Below are 20559 nucleotides of genomic sequence, written 5' to 3' on the forward strand. Positions count from 1 at the left end.
TGAAGCGACAAAAAGAGAGAAGACTCACTAACATAGCTCATACAGTGAGGGTCAGGATAACCCTGCATTATGATGACCATTACACATTAGAAATTAATATGATCGACGCAGTAAGCTAGTAACGTAGTCAATGCGCGAGTCACCGAAAGCCACTGCCCGCTGTGGGTAATGGACCCAGGCCGCGAGTTAGCCGAAGGAAGCACTCATGGACGATAAGATCGTGAAAACCGGAGGCGGCTGCCCCGTCATGCACGGGACCAACCGCAACACCCGTGCCAGCGCCCGTTCCAACCGCGAATGGTGGCCGAACCAGCTGAACCTGAAGATCCTGCACCAGGACAATGTGCAGTTGAACCCGCTGGGCGAGTCGTTCAACTATGCGGAAGAGTTCAAGAAGCTCGACATCGCGGCCGTCAAGGCCGACCTGCGCAAGGTGATGAACGACAGCAAGGATTGGTGGCCCGCCGACTGGGGTCACTATGGTCCGCTGTTCATCCGCATGGCCTGGCATAGCGCCGGGACCTATCGCACCGCCGATGGCCGCGGCGGCGCGCGCTCGGGCGCGCAGCGCTTCGCCCCGCTGAACTCATGGCCCGACAACGTCAACCTCGACAAGGCCCGCCGCCTGATCTGGCCGATCAAGCAGAAATACGGCAACAGCATCAGCTGGGCCGACCTGCTGATCCTGACCGGCAATGTCGCGCTTGAATCGATGGGCTTCAAAACCTTCGGCTTTGCCGGTGGCCGCCCCGACGTGTGGGAGCCGCTTGAGGACATCTATTGGGGTTCCGAGGTCGAATGGCTTGCACTGAGCGGATCGGAAGGAAGCCGCTATTCTGGTGAGCGTGAGCTGGAAAGCCCGCTGGCTGCCGTGCAGATGGGCCTGATCTATGTCAACCCGGAAGGCCCCGACGGCAATCCCGACCCGGTCCTTGCGGCCAAGGACATCCGCGAGACCTTCGGTCGCATGGCCATGAATGACGAGGAAACCGTCGCGCTGATCGCCGGTGGCCACACCTTCGGCAAATGTCACGGCGCGGGCGAAGCCAGCCATGTCACCGCCGATCCGGAAGGCGCCGCGATCGAGCTGCAGGGCTTCGGCTGGAACAGCACCTTTGGCAGCGGAAGCGGCGCAGATGCGATCTCGTCGGGCCTCGAAGTGGTCTGGACCCAGACCCCGACCGAGTGGAGCCACGGCTTCTTCCGCAACCTGTTCGAATATGAATGGGAGCTGACGAAATCCCCCGCGGGCGCGCATCAGTGGAAACCCAAGGGCGATGCCGGCGCCGGCACCGTGCCGGACGCGCATGATCCGACCAAGCGCATCGCGCCTTCGATGCTGACAACGGACCTCTCGCTGCGCTTCGATCCGATCTACGAAAAGATCTCGCGCCGCTTCTACGAGAACCCCGAGGAATTCGCGGATGCCTTCGCCCGCGCCTGGTTCAAGCTGACCCACCGCGACATGGGGCCGAAGGTCCTGTATCTGGGACCGGAAGTTCCGGCCGAAGACCTGATCTGGCAGGACGTGATCCCGACCCCGGATTACCCGCTGATCGACGCAGCCGACGTGGCCGATCTGAAGGCCAAGGTTCTGGCCTCGGGCGTGACGCTTTCGGAACTGATCCAGACCGCCTGGGCCTCGGCCTCGACCTTCCGCGGCTCGGACTATCGCGGCGGCGCGAATGGCGCCCGCATCCGCCTGGCCCCGCAGAAGGATTGGGAAGCCAACCAGCCCGAGCAGTTGGCACGTGTCCTGTCGGTCCTGGAAGGCATCAAGGCCGAATTCGACGCCAAGAGCGAGAAGAAGGTCTCGATGGCCGACCTGATCGTCCTGGCGGGCGACGCGGCTGTCGAAGCTGGCGCCAAAGCCGCCGGACACGATCTTGCGATCGAGTTCTTCCCGGGCCGTGGCGATGCCACCCAGGAGCAGACCGATGTCGAAAGCTTCGACTGGATGGAACCTCTGGCCGACGGCTTCCGCAACTATCAGCGCCAGCAGTTCTCGGTTGCGGCCGAGGAGCTGTTGATCGATCGCGCCCAGTTGCTGCAACTGACCGCGCCCGAGATGACGGTTCTGATCGGTGGTCTACGGGCTCTGAACGCCAATTATGGCGGCACGGGTCATGGCGTCCTGACCGACCGTCCGGGCCAGCTGACGAATGATTTCTTCGTCAACCTGCTTGGCATGGATACTGTCTGGAAGGCTCAGTCCGATGCTCAGGACGTGTTCGACGGCACCGACCGCACTACCGGCGCGCCGAAATGGACCGCGACCCGCGTCGATCTGGTCTTCGGATCGAACTCGCAGTTGCGCGCCATTGCCGAGATCTATGCCCAGGACGACGCGACCGAGAAATTCGTCGCCGACTTCGCAAAGGCGTGGTCGAAGGTGATGAACGCCGATCGCTTCGACATCCGGAAGTGATTGCTGATCCGTGGCTCGCCTGCGGGCCGCCACGGACGGCATGACAAAATCAGCGCGCGCCGCAAGGCGCGCGCCCATCCTTTTGGAAGGCCTTTCTGGATAGTCGCGAATGCATTCAGACCATTAGGCCGATTTCCTAAAGCAACATCTCAACAAGGGCCCGGCACAGAACTGGCCGAGACCGGCGCGCAGCGACAGTCATGCAGACACCAATGGCCAGAAAGCCGATACCTGAAGGGTGGTTGGTGATTTGACAGGGCCTGACGTAGCGATCTGGGCGTATGGCTGTTGTGATATCGGACCCATCGCGCTATCTCGCGCGCGAATTGTGACCAGCAGATGACGGGCGTGTGACGCGTGACCAATACCGATGAACGACTTCGCGCCCCGACCGGACCGCGAAACCAGTGGAAGACGCTCGACAAGGATCTCGGGCGGATCGTCTCGATCGAGATGGCGGCTGCACGTCTGTCGCGCCCCCTGGTGGCGCCGGGACTTGCGCTGCTTTTCGTCGTCGTCGTGGCCATTGCGGCCCTGGCCCTGATCGGCGCAAGCGGAAGTAGCCTGATCATCGTCGGCGCTGCCGTCATCGCAGCCTATATGGCGCTGAACATCGGCGCCAACGACGTGGCCAACAACATGGGCCCGGCTGTCGGTGCCAAGGCACTGACCATGGGATCGGCGCTGATCATCGCCGCGATCTGTGAAACGGCCGGGGCCTTGATTGCTGGCGGAGATGTGGTCACGACGATTTCCTCGGGCATCGTATCGCCAGAGGTCGTCGCGGATTCGTCTACTTTCGTCTGGCTGATGCTGTCTGCATTGATCGCGGCGGCATTGTGGATCAACATTGCCACGCTTTTCGGAGCGCCTGTTTCGACGACGCATTCGGTGGTGGGTGGCGTCGTCGGCGCCGGCATAATGGCCGCGGGCTTCGGCGTCGTCGATTGGGGCAAGATGTCGGGGATCGCGGCAAGCTGGGTCATCTCTCCGGTCCTGGGCGGCGTCATAGCCGCGGCGATGCTCGCCTTCATCAAGGCAAAGATCGCCTATGTCGATGACAAGATTGCCGCGGCCCGCCGCTGGGTCCCGGTCCTGATCGGTGTCATGGGTGGCGTTTTCGCCACCTATCTTGCGATGAAGGGCCTGCGCCGGATATTTCCAGTCGACGCTGGAACCGCCCTCTGGATCGGCTTCGCGGTCGGTATCGCGTCCTGGCTGGCGGCACGGCCGCTCATCGCCTACCAGTCGAAGGGTCTCGAAAACCGCAAGAAGTCGCTCCGCGCGCTTTTCGCGCTGCCGCTGGTCATTTCTGCGGCGCTTCTTTCCTTCGCCCATGGGGCCAATGATGTCGCCAATGCGGTGGGGCCGCTGGCCGCTGTCGTTCACACCGTGCAGGCGGGGGATATTTCGGCGCAGGTCGCGATCCCGAGCTGGGTGATGATCATCGGCGCATTGGGGATTTCCTTGGGCCTGATGCTGTTCGGCCCCAAATTGATCACGATGGTGGGTGACCAGATCACCAAGCTGAACCCGATGCGTGCCTATTGCGTCGCCCTTTCGGCGGCCGTGACTGTCATCATCGCAAGCTGGCTTGGCCTGCCGGTCAGCTCGACCCATATCGCGGTCGGGGGGATCTTTGGTGTGGGCTTCTTCCGCGAGTGGCATGCTGAAAAGCGCGCCCGGATGCTGGGCCTGCAGAAGGGCAAGGTTGTGCCAGCCGATGAACGCCGTCGTCGCAAGCTCGTCCGTCGCTCGCATGCGGTGACGGTCGCGGCGGCATGGGTGATCACCGTTCCGTTCTCGGCGATTTTGTCGGCCGGCGTCTTTTTCGTGATGTCGCAATTCGCCCTGAACTGATCAGATGAGGGTTGCTGCCATGACGTTCGGCCACTAGCTTCGCCGACTGGGCCGGCGGGTCATGCATTGGCTCGCCGAAGCTGCAATGTCGCTTTATAGGACGGGCGCTGCTGCATTGCGGGAACCGCATCGGAAACGCATGCGTTCCCACTGGCTGGAATGGTTCCGATTGGAGGTCGCGCCTTGCGTTTTTCTAGAAATATCAGCTACGAGAAGCGAGAAAGCGCGTGAAGATCTCAGTTTCAGATTGGGCCATTTATCTGGCCATCGCGGTTGTGACAGCGACTGTCTTTACCCTCGATTCTATCTTCCCTCTCGGAACCGCGATTTGGCTGATCTACCTGCTGCCGCTGGTCCTTTCCTTTTCCGCGCGCCGTCCAATCGCTCCGCCGATCGTGGCAGTGCTGCTTGTGGGTCTGATAACGATCGGGTTCTTTCTGGCTGCGGCGGGGATCGACCCCAAGCTTGCCATCATCAACCGCGCGCTCGCCAGTCTTGTCATCCTGCTTCTGGGAGGCGTCGGCTACTTTCTCATCCGCAGTCGCACGACACTTGCCGAGATCGACTGGGTCCAGAAGGGAGAGGTCGAGACATCCAAGACGCTGCAAGGCGACCTGAGCGTCGAGCAACTTGGCACAGGCGCATTGAAGCGTCTGTCCGATTATCTGGGCGCACGCGCGGGTGTGGCCTATGCCGCCGATCGCAACAGCCTGCGGCTGATCGCGGGATGGGGAACGGACACCTCTGCGCTTCCCGACCAGATCACGCAGGGCGAAAGCCATCTTTGGCGCTCGATGGATGAAAACCGGATCCTTACCATTTCGGCGACCCCGGACGATGCGCTCGGCTGGAACACGGGGCTGATGCGTGGCCAGGCCGCGCATTCGGTCATCCTGCCTCTTCATGACGGCAGGCGGGTCAATGGTGTTTTCGAGTTCGGATTTGACCGCGCGCCAGAGGCCGCGCTGCTGAACCTTCTGGGCCGCATATCGGAAAAGATGGGTATTGCCCTTAAGTCAGCACGTTACAGGGAAGATCTCAAGGAACTTCTTGAAGAAACCCGGCGTCAGGCGGAAGAGCTTCGCAGCCATACCGAAGAACTCGCCGCGACGAATGAAGAGCTTGAAGAGCAGACCCGTGCGCTGCAGGAAAGCGAAAAACGGCTTTCGGCACAGCAGGCAGAGCTTGAGCAGCAGAATGCTCAGCTGGAAAGCCAGACCCAGCAGCTTGAGGAACAGCGGGACGCGCTGGCGCGATCGCGCCGACAACTCGTCGAACAGGCCGAGAAACTTGCCCGCGAAAGCCGCTACAAATCGGAATTCGTGGCGAACATGTCCCATGAGCTTCGCACGCCGCTGAACGCACTTCTGATCATGTCGCGCCTGCTGGCCGATAACCGCAGCCGAAACCTGACCGATGAGCAGGTCCGCTGGGCCGATACGATCGAGAGTTCCGGCCAGGACCTTCTGGCACTGATCAACGACATTCTCGATCTCGCCAAGATCGAAGCGGGCAAGCTCGATGTGACGCCCGAGCCGGTGGCCCCCTCGGCGATTGTCGGGCGCCTGCTGCGCAAGTTCGAGGTCCAGGCTCGCAGCAAGGGGCTTGAGCTGCAGACCGAGGTCACACCACAATTGGCAGAGATCCAGACAGACCCTGCGCGGCTTGACCAGATCCTGCGTAATTTCGTTTCGAATGCGATCAAGTTCACCGAGCGCGGACGCGTAACGGTGAAGGTTCAGGACCGGGATGGCGAAGTCGCCTTTTCCGTTCAGGACACCGGGATCGGGATTGCCGCGACCGAGCAGGAAGCCATCTTCGAGGCGTTTCGGCAGGCGGACGGCACGATTTCGCGAAAGTACGGTGGCACGGGCCTTGGTCTGTCGATCTCGCGCGAGTTGGCCGACTTGCTGGGGGGCAGGATCGAGCTCGAAAGCCAGCCGGGTCGAGGCAGCACCTTCTCTCTGATCGTGCCGCGCCAGATTGGTGAGAGCAAGGGCGCTGCGGTCTCACGACCATTCTCAACCGCGCCGACGCCCCTGCCAGAGAGATTCAACGAGCACGGCGAACTCGGCGGGCTGGCCGGCGTTGCGGATGATCGCGGACAAATTTCCGAGGGTGATCAGATCATTCTCGTCGTCGAAGATGACACGGCGTTCGCACGGGTGATGCTGGACCTGGTGCATGAGCTTGGCCTTCGCGCGATCGCCGTGGGAACCGCCGATGATGCCGTCCGTGCAGCGCGAAAATACCTTCCTCAAGGGATCGTTCTGGACATGGGGCTTCCCGATCATACCGGCATGTCGGTTCTGGATCGCCTCAAGCGCGATGTCGCCACGCGGCATATCCCCGTTCACGTCGTCTCGGCGACGGATTACATGCGCGAGGCTCTTGCCCAAGGGGCCGTGAGCTATCTGATCAAACCTGTCGAGCGGCAGGCGCTCACTCAGATAATCCAGCAGCTGGGCCATCAGATGGAACAGCCGATGCGCAGGGTCCTGATCGTCGAGGACGATCCCGCGCAGCTCGAAGGGCTCAAGGCGCTTCTCAGCAACGACCATGTCGAGACGATCGGCGCTGCAACCGCGGCCGAAGCGCTGGCCGCATGCCGAGAGTTCAGCATCGACTGCATCGTGCTCGACATGACCCTGCCGGATGCTTCCGGCTTTGAATTGCTTGAACAGCTTGATGCCGATGAAGGAGCGTCTTTCCCGCCGGTGATCGTCTATACCGCCCGCGCCTTGGATCAGGACGAGGAGCTGCGCCTGCGTCGCTATTCCAAATCGATCATCATCAAGGGCGCGAAATCACCCGAGCGGCTGATCGACGAAGTCACCCTGTTCCTCCATCAGGTCGTGTCCGACCTGCCGCCGCGCCAGCGCGAGATGCTTGCGGCTTCGCTCAGCCGGGACAACCTGCTGGATGGGCGCCGGATACTCGTGGTCGAGGACGACATTCGGAACGTCTATGCCCTTACGGGAATTTTCGAGCCGCACGGTGCCGAGGTGCAGATTGCGCGGAACGGCCGCGAGGCGCTCGAGATGCTGGGCCGCGTCGCGGATGGCGGCGCGCCAGGCATTGATCTGGTGCTTATGGACGTGATGATGCCGGAAATGGACGGGCTGACCGCCACCCGCGAGATCCGAAAGATCGAACGCTGGCGTTCGCTGCCGATCATCATGCTGACCGCCAAGGCAATGGCGGATGATCAGACCCAGTGCCTTGCCGCCGGAGCGAACGACTACCTGTCCAAACCCATCGACGTCGGCAAGCTCTTGTCACTGGCACGGGTGTGGATGCCCCGATGACCACCTTGCCCGTGCAAACACAGGCGACCGAGCAGATCGAGCAGGACCTTTTCCTTGAGGCCCTGCATCGCCGCTACCATTACGACTTCCGGTCCTACTCACGCGCATCACTTGCGAGACGAACCGATATCGTCAGAGAACGCCTTGGCTGCGAAACCCTGAGTGACGCGCAGCGCCGCCTGCTGCACGATCCATCGGTGCTGCCCGAGGTCATTGACGCGATGACCGTCCAGGTCAGCGAGTTCTTTCGTGATCCGGCCTATTTCCGTGCCCTTCGCGAAGAGGTCGTCCCCCATCTCAAGACCTATTCCTCGCTCAAGGTTTGGGTCGCGGGTTGCGCGAATGGCGAAGAGCTTTATTCGCTGGCGATTCTGTTCCGCGAAGAGGGATTGCTTGACCGAACCATCTTCTATGCGACCGAAATCAACCGCCGCGCTCTCGCCAAGGCCTCGGCAGGCGTCTACGACATCGACCGGTTGCCCGGCTTTTCCCTGAATTACCAACAGGCGGGTGGCACGGGTTCGCTCTCGGATCACTATACGGCCGCCTATGGCCGCGCGGTCTTTGACCGCAATCTGCGCAACCGCGTCGTCTTCAGCGAACACGACCTGGCCACCGACGAAGTATTTTCCGAGGTCCACCTGATCTCGTGCCGGAACGTGCTCATCTATTTCGACGACAAGCTGCAGAACCGCGTTCTGCGCCTGTTTGCCGAATCCCTGGTGCGCGGGGGCTTTCTTGGTCTTGGCGCCCACGAGACGCTGCGTTTTTCCGAACATGCCGGGTCCTACTCGGCATTCAATGAACAAGAGCGCGTTTGGCGCCGAACCGCATCGCAGGAGATCTTCAATGCCCGATGACAACATCCGCTTCCTGATCGTGGACGATATTCGGGAAAACATGATCGCGCTTGAGGCCCTGCTCAGACGCGACGGGTTGCAGGTCGATTTTGCCAATTCCGCCTCCGAAGCGCTCGAGTTGATGCTGGTCCATGATTATGCGTTGGCATTTCTAGATGTGCAGATGCCGGAAACCGATGGCTACGAGCTTGCCGAACTGATGCGCGGAGCCGAGCGGACGCGGGGCGTGCCGATCATCTTCGTCACCGCCGCCGACCGCGACGAGCGCCGGCGTTTCCGCGGCTATGAAGCGGGCGCGGTCGATTACATCTTCAAGCCGCTTGACCCGGTGGTGCTGAAGTCAAAGGCCGAGGTCTTTTTCCGGATCGGCGAGCAGGCGCGTGATCTCGAGCGCCAAAGGGACGAGATGCGCGTGCTCGCGCATCATCGTGATGTCGCGATTTCCCGCCTCAAGGCGCATGCCGACAATTCGCCGCTCGCGCTGATCGAATGCGATCGGGAACTGACGATCAGAAGCTGGTCCATGGGGGCCGAGAGAATCTTTTCGCGCAGCGCGGTCCAGATGCTCGGGCATCATGTCTGCGACGAGGGATGGCTCAGCGACGACGCGGCCTCGGTCCTGCGCGGCTGGGTCGAAAGGGGAAAATCAGAGCCACGCCACAGTGCCGAATTCCCCGCGCATCGTGGTGACGGCAAGCAGATCCATTGCGAGGTCTACGGCTCGATCCTGCAGGACCCTTCCGACGGCAACCTGTCGCTTTCGCTGCAAATTCTCGACGTGACCGAACGACGCCATGCCGAGGAGGTCCGTAATCTGCTCGTCGGTGAACTGAACCACCGGATCAAGAACACCTTGGCCAATGTTCAGGCCATCGCGCGCCAGACCCTGCGCCAATCCGAAGATCTCGACGGCTTCGGTCAGCGCTTCGCCGGACGGTTGCAGGCGCTCGCGCGCGCACATTCGATCCTGTCCGATGCGACCTGGTCCAGCGCGCCGCTGGACCAGATCATCAACGAACAGATCCGCGCCGGAACGCTGGATGCCGCGCGACTGGTCCGCAGCGGGCCGCGGGTTCAACTTTCGCCTGAAAATACCCTGAGGCTGGCGCTGAGCCTGCATGAATTGGGAACCAACGCCGCGAAGTACGGGGCACTCTCCGTGCCTTCGGGCCGCGTGGTCCTGAGCTGGAAAGTGCAGGGCGATCACCTGCATCTGCGCTGGGAGGAGCAAGGCGGTCCCGCAGTGACACCACCCGCAAGGACGGGTTTCGGGACGACGCTGATCCGTGCAAGCGCCGGCGGCGATGATGACACGGTGCGCGCCGAATGGCTTGCCGCGGGCGTTGTCTGGACAATCATCCTGCCGGTCGAAACCAACCTCGACGACCAACCGGAGCCCTGCCCTGCGCTGGAGCCGGTCGATCGCGCCAATCGCGTGCGGGAACTCAGCGGCTCGCATGTCCTTGTGATCGAGGACGAGCCGCTTGTTGCCATGGATATCAGTCACGAATTGAAGGCTGCCGGCGCGAGCACGGTCGATATCGCCCGCACGATCAGCCAGGCATTGGAGGCAATCGAGCGCTCAGGCTTTGATGTGGCCCTGCTTGACGGGAACCTGTCTGGTGAACCGGTTGACCAGATCGCCACGGCGCTCACCCGGCGGGCGATCCCGTTCTGTTTCGTTTCCGGATATGGCCGACAACATCTTCCGCAGAACTTTCAGGACACTCCGGTCGTCGAGAAACCTTTCCGGACCGACGCCCTGCTTCCCGTGCTGTCGGAATTGATGAAGTCCTGAGCCCCTCACCGTTTTAAAACGGAGTTTGTCGCTCCGAGACTGGTCGCGTTCGCATCAGAGCGCGGCACAGTCATGCCTGACCTGTTCCATATCGTGGAGTCCGAACCAACCAAAAACCGGACAAACTTCCCGAAACCGCCGCGCTTCGCCACTTTCTGCTTGCATTTCGCTTCTCAGCCTACAGAAATTCGAACCCGAGCGGCAGGCATACGGTCCACATGATGGATCGCGCGCAAGGGATGGGGAGATCCCGTCGCGGGAAGGGAGGACAGAATGCAACTCACCGACAATGATCGGGGGGCCGAACTCGCGCTCGGCGGGGTCGAGGCCCTGACGGAACCGAAGCGCGCCGAATACTGGATGCGGCCGGTCGAATTCCTGGCCGCCGGACTGCTGGTGGTGATGATCGTTACCGTTCTGGCCAATGTCTTCTTCAGATATGTCCTGACCAAGCCCCTGATCTGGGGGGACGAGGTCGCATCGATCAGCTTCATCTGGATGGCGATGCTGGGTGCTGCCATGGCCGTTGACCGGCATGAGCACATGCGCCTGACCGTATTCCTGCCCCTTTTGCCCGAAAGGCTTGCCCGCGCGGTCGAAGTCGTGGGGCAGGTGCTGGTCTGCATCCTGTTGTTGCGCCTTCTGCCAGTCGCAATCGAATATGCCTATGAGGAAAGCTATGTGACATCGCCCGCTCTGGGATTGCCGATGTCCTTCCGCGCCTCGGCCCTGCCAACCGGGATCGGGCTGATGAGCGTGCTGATGCTGGTGTCGGTGCTGCGGACGCGAGCTTGGGCCACGATCGCGGGGACGTTGGTGGTGGCGGCGGCTGTGGTCGCACTCCTCTGGTTTGCAAAGCCCGGGCTGCTCGCGATCGGCAACTGGAACCTGCCGATCTTCCTTGGGCTGGTCGTCGGTATCCTATTGCTGATGGGGGTCCCGATCGCCTTCTGTTTCGCCCTTGGCACGCTGTCCTACCTGACCTTCGCCAGCCATTCGCCTGTCTTCGTCATGATCGGGCGGATCGACGAGGGCATGTCTTCGCTGATCCTGCTTTCCGTGCCTGTCTTTGTCCTGCTGGGCTGTATTCTGGACGCAACGGGAATGGGCAAGGCCATCGTGAATTTCCTGGCATCGCTGCTTGGTCACGTGAAGGCAGGGATGAGCTATGTCCTGCTTGGCTCGATGTTCCTCGTCTCGGGGATCTCTGGCTCCAAGGTTTCCGACATGGCGACCGTGGCCCCGGCCCTTTTCCCTGAAATGCGCCGCCGTGGCCATTCCGCGCCCGAGATGACGGCCCTGCTGGCGACCGGCGCGGCCATGGCCGATACCGTTCCACCCTCGATCGTGCTGATCGTGCTCGGTTCGGTCGCGGGCGTGTCGATCGCGGGGCTGTTCATTTCGGGCTTTGCCATCGCCATGGTGTTGCTGATCGTTCTGGCCGTGCTTGCACGCTGGAAGGCAAAGGACGAAGACATGAGCGGCGTGAAGCGCGCTTCCCTGTCGTTCATCGGCAAGGCCGCAGTGATTGCGACGCCGGCCCTGGTCCTGCCCTTCATGATCCGCAGCCTTGTCGGCGGTGGCGTCGCGACCGCGACAGAGGTGTCGACCATCGCCGTCGTCTATGCCTTCGTGATCGGTGTCCTGCTTTATGGCGGCATCCCCATGCGCAAGCTGGGCAACATGCTGGTCGAAACGGCAGCCATGTCGGGTGCGATCCTGTTGATCCTTGGCGCGGCATCTTCGATGGCATGGGCGCTGACCCAATCGGGTTTCGCGCGCGACCTGATGGCGATCGTGACCGGCCTGCCCGGTGGCTGGGTCGTCTTCATGCTCGCCTCGATCGCTATTTTTCTGGTGCTCGGCTGTGTGCTGGAAGGGCTGCCTGCCATCGTGCTGCTGGCGCCGATCATGTTCCCGATCGCACGCGGCCTCGGGATCCACGACATCCACTATGCCATGGTCATCGTGACCGCGATGAATATCGGGCTGATGGCGCCGCCCATCGGCATCGGATTCTACATCGCCTGCAAGATCGCCGACGTGCCTGCCGATCAGGTGATGCGCCGGATCTGGCCCTATCTGCTGGCGCTGATGATCGGCCTTTTCGTGATCGCGGCCGTGCCTTGGTTTTCGACCGCGCTGCTCTGACGATTTCATAACCCTCGGGGAGGAGGAAAACATGAAAACAACCCGTCGCACGATCTTGCTGGGTGCCGCAGCCACGGCGCTTGCCGCGCCGTTCATCCGGCCGGGACCAGCCCGCGCAGCGGATTTCGCCTACAAGATCGCGAACAACCAACCGATGGAGCATCCGAGCAACGTCCGCCTGGCCGAAGCGACCAAGGCCATCCTGGAAGAAACCTCGGGGAGCGTCGATATCCAGATCTTCCCGTCTAACCAGCTTGGTGCCGATACCGACGTGCTCGGCCAGCTTCGGGCGGGCGGGGTCGAATTCTTCCAGCTTTCGCCGGTCATTCTTTCGACGCTGGTGCCCAATGCCTCGATCAACGGGATCGGCTTTGCCTTCCCGAATTACGACGCCGTCTGGAAGGCGATGGACGGCGAACTTGGTGCCTATGCGCGCGGTCAGATCGAAGAGGCCGGTCTGATCGTGATGGACAAGATCTGGGATAACGGCTTCCGTCAGACCACGTCCTCGACCAAGGCGATCACCAGCCCGGCCGATCTGGAGGGCTTCAAGATCCGGGTGCCGGTCAGCCCGCTCTGGACGTCAATGTTCTCGGCATTCGGCGCTGCTCCCGCTTCGATCAATTTCGCCGAGGTCTACACGGCACTCCAGACCGGGATCGTCGACGGGCAGGAAAACCCGCTCACGATCATGAAGGTGGCCAAGATGTGGGAGGTCCAGAAATACCTTTCTCTGACCAATCACATGTGGGATGGCTTCTGGCTGCTCGGCAACCGCCGCGCGTGGAATGCGCTGCCCGAGGACGCCCAGCAGATCATCGCCAAGCATTTCAACGCCGGCGCCGAAAAGCAGCGCGCAGACGTGATGGAGTTGAACGCTTCGCTGCGGAGCGATCTGGAAGGCCATGGCTTTACCTTCAATGAAGTCGATCCGAAGCCATTCGAGGAAAAGCTGCGCGAGGCAGGCTTTTACGCGGAATGGAAGAAGACCTATGGCGACGAGGCCTGGGCCATTCTTGAAGCTGCAGTCGGTCGCCAACTGGCCTGACGCGGATGTCCCGGTCCCCCGATCGCGTCCGGACGCAGACCGAGCCAGCCCAGGCTGGGGCGCAGGCTGTCGTGCGGGCATTGTCGCTGCTGTCGCTTGTCGGCAGGGGCGGGAACGAGGGGCTGGGGCTTTCGCAACTTGCCGAGGATGCCGGGCTGACCCGACCGACCGTGCGGCGCCTTCTTCTTGCACTGGGCGCGGCACGCATGGTGGAACAGGACAGACGGACGCGCCGCTATCATCTTGGCCCGGAAGCCTATCTTCTGTGCTCATTCGCCCAGGACCGGCATGGCATCCTGACGCATGCGCGCGATGCGATGCTGCGACTGGCGCAGGAAACCGGCGACACGGTCTTCCTGACCGTTCCACAGGACGACCATAGCCTGTGCCTTGATCGCATCGAAGGCGATTTCCCGATCCGAACCCATGCGCTCAAACGAGGCGATCGCAAGCCGGCCGGCGTGGGCGCCGGCGGAATGGCGATCCTTGCCGCCCTGCCCGTCCCAGAGGCGGATGCGCTGCTAAGGCGCGTCGCGCATCTGACCGGCAATCTTGGCCCCCTGCTCGCGCAGGATCTGCATCGGGCACGTGACCTGGGTCATGCGCTCAATCCGGGGCGTATCGTTCCGGGTTCCTGGGGGATCGGGGTGGCGATCCTTTGGCCCGATGGCCGGCCCGCCGGGGCGCTTTCGATCGCGGCGATCGAAGACCGCATGCGCCGCGATCGACAGCCCATGCTGGTTGCCGCCCTTGAACGCGAGGCGCGCGAGGTCGCCGCAAGGCTTGCCGCGCTCGACCCGCGTCCCCTTTCCGAAACAAAGAGGAACACCGCATGAGCGAACCGCTGATCGTTGGTTGGTCGCATGGCAAGTTCGGCAAATCCCAAGCGCCCGATACAATGTCCCTGATGCAGGAAGTGGCGCTGCCCGCACTGGAACATGCCGGCATAGCCCCCGATGCCGTCGATGGCATCTTCACGGGCGTCTACAACAACGGCTTCTCGCGGCAGGATTTTCAGGGCGCGCTCGTTGCCATGGGGACACCCGAGCTGACGGGCGTGCCCTTCATGCGGACCGAAAATGCCTGCGCGACAGGCTCGGCCGCGATCTACGCTGCCGCCGACTTCATCGCCTCGGGTCGCGGGCGCGTCGCACTGGTTATCGGGGCAGAGAAGATGACCGCAACGCCAGGTCACGAAGTCGGAGACATCCTGCTTTCCGCCAGCTACGTCCCCGAGGAAGGCCAGATCGAGGGCGGTTTTGCTGGCGTCTTCGGTCGCATCACAAGCACTTATTTCCAACGTCACGGCGACCGCTCGGAAGAGCTGGCCATGATTGCCGCCAAGAACCACGAAAATGGAATGCGCAATCCATACGCGCATATGCACAAGCCCTTCGACGCGGCATTCTGCAATACCATTTCAGACAAGAACCCCCTGGTTGCAGGACCATTGCGGCGGACAGATTGCTCGCTCGTCTCGGATGGTGCGGCGGCGCTTGTCCTGGCGGATGCCGAGATGGCGGCAGAACTGTCCCGCGCCATCCGGTTTCGAGCGCGGGCGCAGGCGGGCGATTTCCTTGCCCTGTCGCGCAGGGACCCCATTGCCTTCGACGGGCCGCATCGGGCATGGCGCGCCGCGCTGGATCAGGCGGGTCTGAGTGTCATGGACCTTGACCTTGTCGAAACCCACGACTGCTTCACCACTGCCGAGATGATCGAATATGAAGCGATGGGCCTGGCTCCGCGCGGCGAAGGCTGGCGCGTGATCCGGGACGGCGTGACGCGTTTTGACGGCGCGCTGCCAGTCAATCCCTCGGGCGGGCTGAAATCGCGCGGCCATCCCATCGGCGCAACGGGCGTGTCGCAACATGTCATGGTCGCCATGCAGCTTGCCGGTGATGCAGGCGACATGCAGCTGCGCGATCCCCGATTGGGCGGCGTCTTCAACATGGGCGGCGCTGCGGTGGCGAGCTACTGTTCGATCCTGGAGCGCGTGAAATGACTGGGCCGATTGGCGGAATGCGCCCCATCTCGACACGGGTCATGAACCTTGCGACCTTCCTGACACAGGCGGCAAGGCGCGACCCGGACGGAACCGCGCTCGTCATGGCGGACACGATCTGGAGCTGGTCGGAATTCGAGCGACGGACGGATGCGCTGGCTTTCGCGCTGCAATCGGAACTGGGGCTGCGCAAGGGCGATCGGGTTCTGTGCCAATCTCAGAACTGTCTTGAGATGATGCAGGCCATGTTCGCCGTCTGGCGCGCCGGGGGCGTCTGGGTACCCGCAAATTTCCGCCAGACCCCGGAAGAGGTCGCCTACCTGACCGAGGCGTCGGGCGCGCGCTTCATGTTCTGCAACGCGACCTTCCCCGGGCACGCCACCGCCTGCCGCTTGGCCTGCCCCGAATTGACGGTGCTGTCATTCGGCGGTTCGGATTTCGCGCCTGCGATCGAGGATATCACGTCGCGCTCATCGGGCCAAAGGCCGATCATCGCCGAAGTGGACCGCGACGATCCGTGCTGGTTCTTCTTCACGTCGGGCACAACCGGGCGACCGAAGGCATCGGTTCTGACCCATGGCCAGATGTCCTTTGTCGTCACCAACCACCTTGCCGACCTGATGCCGGGCCTGACATCAGACGATGCTTCGCTGGTCGTGGCGCCCTTGTCCCATGGCGCAGGTGTTCACCAGTTGACCCAGGTCGCGCGGGGCGTGAAGACCGTGCTGATGCCCAGCGAGAAGTTCGAGGTCGCGACGGTCTGGGAACTGGTTCGCGAATGGCGTGTGTCGACCATGTTCACGGTGCCCACGATACTCAAGCTGATGGTCGAACATCCGTCGGTCGCTGCGGCCGATACCTCGTCCTTGCGCTATGTGATCTATGCAGGCGCGCCCATGTACCGGGTCGATCAGCAGCAAGCGTTGCGTGTCCTGGGCAAGGTGCTCGTCCAATATTTCGGCCTTGGCGAATGCACCGGCAATATCACCGTCCTGCCCGCCCATCTGCACGAGGCTGAAGACGGCCCCACCGCCCGAATCGGAACATGCGGCCATGCCCGCACAGGGATCGAGATCCAGATCCAGGACGATGAGGGACATGAATTGCCCCCCGGCCAGACCGGCGAAATCTGCTGCATCGGGCCCGCCGTCTTCGCCGGTTACTATCAGAACCCCGAGGCCAACGCGAAATCCTTCCGCAATGGCTGGTTCAGGACGGGCGATCTTGGCCATCTGGATGAACAAGGTTTTCTTTATATCACGGGTCGCCAGTCGGACATGTTCATATCGGGAGGATCGAACGTCTATCCACGCGAGATCGAGGAAAAGATCCTGACCCATCCCGCCATCAACGAGGTTGCGGTGCTCGGGCTTCCCGACCCCCTGTGGGGCGAGGTCGGCTGGGCCGTCTGCGTTGCCTCCGGCCCTGTGCAGGAGGATGAACTGGCCGAATTCCTCGACGGTAAGCTTTCCCGCTACAAGATGCCGAAGCGGTTCCTGTTCTGGGACGCCCTGCCCAAATCAGCCTATGGGAAGATCACCAAGAAGATGATCCGTGAGGAAATCGAAACGCGCGGACTTCTGGCGCAAAGCAATGCGACGAAGGCTCCGGCGTGAACGCGCGAATGAAGCATCCCGGCCCGCGCGCAATCGAACGGGTGATCGCGCGCCCAGCGGCCCTTCAGCGCATCTGCGGCGTCCTGAAGGCTGGCCAGAGTGTCATCGCGGCGGTCGGGGAGCTTTTTGCCGAAAAAGGGCTGAAAGGCGGTGTTGTGTTTCTCAGCGGTGTCACCTGCGCGCCCATTCGATATGTTCTGCCGGCGCTTTCCACGGATGGTCTGCATGCCGCGTGGTATTCGCAGATCCATTCGCCCGACGGGCGATGGAGGCTGGCAAGCGCGACCGCCTCGGTCGGCTGGAAGGAGGGGGCGCCGTTCCTGCATTGCCACGGCATCTGGTCGGGGTCTGGCGAAACGGCCATGGGGCATCTTTTGCCATCCGACAGCGTCATCGCCGAGGATTGCCACGTTTCGGGCTTCGGGGCTCCTGCTGCGTGGTTCGAAGCCCTGCCCGATGCCGAAACGGCCTTCACCCTGTTCACTCCTCTGGGAGGGGAAGACGGAAACTCCCTTCTGGTCCGCATCCTTCCCGGCGAGGATGTCGTGACCGCGATCGAGAATGTCGCTGCCGCGCATGGCATCCTGAATGCGGGCCTGCACGCGGTCGGCAGCATCGACCATATCCGCTTTGCCGAGGGTCACCGGATGGATTGTCTTGCGACGGAACTCCACTTCAAGGGTGCCGAGCTTCGGGCTGGCAAGGCGCATATCGGCATCGAGGTGGTGGATATTCACGGAAACATCGCGCGGGGAACGCTGCTTCGAGGGGAAAATCCCGTCGGCGTCACGCTGGAACTGGTCATCGAAAACCGAAAGGAACTGCCATGAGCAAAGTCGCCATCGTCACCGGTGGATGCCGGGGAATCGGCCTTGCCACCACCGAGATCTTTCTTGAACAGGGCTGGCGCGTGGTCATGGTCGATCGCGATACTGACGAACTGAAAGCGGCATCGTCACAGCTTGAGAACGTGCTTCCGATCGATGCGGACATCTCGGACCCGGCCCAGGTCGAGCGCATGATGACCGAGGCGCTGGCCGCCTATGGCCGGGTCGACGCGCTGATCAACAATGCCGGGGTCGCGCTGTTCTCGCGTGCGGGTCGTACCAGTTTCGAGGAATGGCGCGAGGTCATGTCGACAAATCTTGATGGCGTGTTCCTTTGCACGCAGGCCGCCACGCCTGCCCTTGCCCAGACCAAGGGGGCCATCGTCAATATCGCCTCGATCTCGGGGCTGCGCGCGTCGACTTTACGGGTGGCCTATGGGACGTCCAAGGCGGCGGTGATCCACCTGACAAAGCAATTCTCGGCCGAACTGGGCGAGTTGGGCATTCGCGTCAACTGTGTCGCACCCGGCCCCGTCAGGACCAAGCTCGCGATGGCCGTCCACGCGCCCGAGATTATCTCGGCCTATTATGACGCCATTCCGCTGAACCGTTACGGCGAGACGCGCGAGATCGCGGAAGCGATCGTGTTTCTTTGCTCCGACAAGGCCAGCTTCGTTTCGGGACAGACTTTGGCGGTGGATGGCGGGTTCGATGCGACCGGCGTTGGCCTGCCCGCCCTGCGCCGCGAGAACGAACCCGCCTGAATGCCCGATCCCCGACGGATCGCCGTTCATCCGCCGGGTGCAGCGACAAGTTCGGCCTGCCCCTGATCCAGGGGCAGACCGTCACTTGGGGTCACTGGACCACCAGATGCCCATCGCCTAGGTCGGTCCATTCACGCCTGGGCGGCACGAAATCGGGGGCCCGGACCGGGCTTTTCAGCTCATCCACGGCCAATCTGCGCCTGAAGCCCCGCCTGGCGGGATCCGGCACCGGAACCGCTGAAATCAGCTTCCTGGTATAGGGATGTCTCGGATCTCCGAAGATCGCTTCACGCGGCCCGATTTCGACGATCTCACCCAGATACATGACTGCGACGCGGTGGCTGACACGTTCGACAACTGCCATGTCGTGGGAAATGAAAAGATAAGCGATCCCCAACCTTTCCTGCAGGTCCATGAGCAGATTGCAGACCTGCGCCTTGATCGAGACATCCAGTGCCGAGACGCTTTCATCCGCGACGATGACCTTGGGTTTCAGGCCCAGGACACGCGCGATTGCCACCCGCTGACGCTGGCCACCCGAGAATTCGTGCGGGTATCGGTCCATCATCGACGGGTCGAGCCCGACCTGTTCCAGCAGGTCTGCCGTCGCCTGGCGGGCCTCGCGGCGCCCGGCGATACCATGCTTCAGAAGCGGTTCGGCAACTGTCTGGCCCACCGTCATGCGGGGGTTGAGGCTCGAATAGGGGTCCTGGAAAATCATCTGGCCGGATCGGCGCATCCGACGCAGATCGGCGCCTCGCAGATCGGGAACATCGAAGCCGTCAAGCTGCACATCACCGGACCGTGGTTCCACAAGTCGCAGGACCGACCTGCCTGTCGTGGACTTGCCGCAACCGGATTCCCCGACCAGCGACAATGTCTCGCCTGCCCAAAGATCGAACGAGACATTCTCGACCGCGTGGACATTGCCCTTGGGGCGGCCAAGCAGGTCCTTGCCGACGGCGAAACGCGTGACGAGATTGCGCACCGACAAGACTGGCGTATCAGTTCGGTCGACCTGCCGGCACAGGGGCTGCGACGGTGCAATCTGACCATTCGACATGTCCACGACCGGGAAGCGCAGCGGAGCGGGCACGCCTTGCATCGAACCCAGTTTCGGCACGGCAGACAGCAATGCGCGGGTATAGGGGTGGTGTGCGGCCGTGAAAATTTGTTCCGTCGGACCGGTTTCGACGCAATCTCCCCGAAACATGACGACGGTGCGGTCAGCGATCTCGGCCACGACGCCCATGTCATGGGTGATGAACAGGACGGCCATGCCGGTTTCCTGCTGCAGATCCTTGATCAGATCCAGGATCTGGCCTTGGATCGTCACATCCAGCGCGGTGGTCGGCTCATCGGCGATGAGCAGGCGCGGCCGCGAGGCAAGCGCCATGGCGATCATGACCCGTTGGCGCATCCCACCCGAGAACTGGTGCGGATATTCGTCGATCCGGGTTTGGGCATTCGGGATTCGCACCCGCTCCATCAGCTTCAGCACCTCGGCCCGGATCTCGGCCTTGCCCATCGGGCTGTGCCGGGCAAGCACCTCGCCGATTTGCACCCCGACGGTAAAGACCGGGTTGAGCGAGGTCATCGGTTCCTGAAAGATCATCGCGATCTCATTGCCGCGGATCGCTTGCATCCGATCCTCGCCGAGGCCAAGCAGTTCTCGGCCGTTCAGGCGGATTTCGCCTGAGACACGCGACCGCTTTGGGTCGAGCAGTTGCAGGATCGAAAGCGATGTCACGCTTTTCCCCGAGCCGCTTTCGCCCACGATCGCGACCGTTTCGCCCGGGGAAACATCGAAGGACACGTCACGCACCACGTCCTTCCAGCCCTGCGCTGTGCGGAACGCCGTGGTCAGGCCGCGGACGGAAAGGACAGGCTCGGCCAT

General features: G+C 62.3%; 13 protein-coding genes. 12 read left to right on the top strand and 1 reads right to left on the bottom strand.

The features are described from left to right. Positions 1 to 205: 205 nt before the first annotated feature. The 12 genes from katG (at position 206) to RGQ15_RS18020 (ending at position 18662) form a co-directional block, all read left to right on the top strand. On the top strand, positions 206 to 2428 hold the full coding sequence (gene katG / locus RGQ15_RS17965) for a catalase/peroxidase HPI (RefSeq protein ID WP_409201355.1): 2223 nt from the start codon (positions 206 to 208) through the stop codon (positions 2426 to 2428). Positions 2429 to 2785: 357 nt separating this feature from the next. Beyond that, positions 2786 to 4288 (top strand): inorganic phosphate transporter, encoded by a 1503-nt coding sequence (locus RGQ15_RS17970; protein ID WP_311162084.1) that lies wholly within the window; start codon positions 2786 to 2788, stop codon positions 4286 to 4288. A 227-nt stretch (positions 4289 to 4515) separates the two neighbouring features. Continuing rightward, complete coding sequence (locus RGQ15_RS17975) at positions 4516 to 7596, top strand: response regulator (RefSeq protein WP_311162085.1); 3081 nt, start codon at positions 4516 to 4518, stop codon at positions 7594 to 7596. Beyond that, entirely contained in the window at positions 7593 to 8456 is an 864-nt protein-coding gene (locus tag RGQ15_RS17980; protein WP_311162086.1) for a CheR family methyltransferase, read from the top strand. Before RGQ15_RS17975 ends, RGQ15_RS17980 begins: the two co-directional genes overlap by 4 nt. Beyond that, positions 8446 to 10254 carry a response regulator gene (locus RGQ15_RS17985; RefSeq protein WP_311162087.1) on the top strand — a complete coding sequence of 603 codons (1809 nt, stop codon included), beginning with the start codon at positions 8446 to 8448 and terminating at the stop codon, positions 10252 to 10254. Before RGQ15_RS17980 ends, RGQ15_RS17985 begins: the two co-directional genes overlap by 11 nt. 273 nt (positions 10255 to 10527) lie before the next feature. Then, positions 10528 to 12405 (top strand): TRAP transporter large permease subunit, encoded by a 1878-nt coding sequence (locus RGQ15_RS17990; protein WP_311162088.1) that lies wholly within the window; start codon positions 10528 to 10530, stop codon positions 12403 to 12405. 31 nt (positions 12406 to 12436) lie between these two features. Beyond that, entirely contained in the window at positions 12437 to 13453 is a 1017-nt protein-coding gene (locus tag RGQ15_RS17995; protein ID WP_311162089.1) for a TRAP transporter substrate-binding protein, read from the top strand. A 5-nt stretch (positions 13454 to 13458) separates the two neighbouring features. Further along, positions 13459 to 14289 (top strand): IclR family transcriptional regulator, encoded by an 831-nt coding sequence (locus tag RGQ15_RS18000; RefSeq protein ID WP_311162090.1) that lies wholly within the window; start codon positions 13459 to 13461, stop codon positions 14287 to 14289. Continuing rightward, positions 14286 to 15455 (top strand): acetyl-CoA acetyltransferase, encoded by a 1170-nt coding sequence (locus tag RGQ15_RS18005; RefSeq protein ID WP_311162091.1) that lies wholly within the window; start codon positions 14286 to 14288, stop codon positions 15453 to 15455. The genes RGQ15_RS18000 and RGQ15_RS18005 overlap by 4 nt, the downstream gene beginning before the upstream one ends. Further along, positions 15452 to 17071, top strand: coding sequence for an acyl-CoA synthetase (locus RGQ15_RS18010; protein WP_311162092.1), 1620 nt, complete (start codon positions 15452 to 15454; stop codon positions 17069 to 17071). Before RGQ15_RS18005 ends, RGQ15_RS18010 begins: the two co-directional genes overlap by 4 nt. Positions 17072 to 17079: 8 nt before the next feature. After that, on the top strand, positions 17080 to 17901 hold the full coding sequence (locus RGQ15_RS18015) for a PCC domain-containing protein (RefSeq protein ID WP_311162094.1): 822 nt from the start codon (positions 17080 to 17082) through the stop codon (positions 17899 to 17901). Then, entirely contained in the window at positions 17898 to 18662 is a 765-nt protein-coding gene (locus RGQ15_RS18020) for an SDR family NAD(P)-dependent oxidoreductase (RefSeq protein WP_311162096.1), read from the top strand. The genes RGQ15_RS18015 and RGQ15_RS18020 overlap by 4 nt, the downstream gene beginning before the upstream one ends. Before the next feature lie 91 nt (positions 18663 to 18753). Here the strand turns inward: RGQ15_RS18020 and RGQ15_RS18025 are convergent, their stop codons facing one another. Then, positions 18754 to 20559, bottom strand: coding sequence for an ABC transporter ATP-binding protein (locus RGQ15_RS18025; protein WP_311162097.1), 1806 nt, complete (start codon positions 20557 to 20559; stop codon positions 18754 to 18756).

Origin of the sequence: Paracoccus sp. MBLB3053 (assembly GCF_031822435.1) — a bacterium.
GTDB lineage: Bacteria > Pseudomonadota > Alphaproteobacteria > Rhodobacterales > Rhodobacteraceae > Paracoccus > Paracoccus aurantius.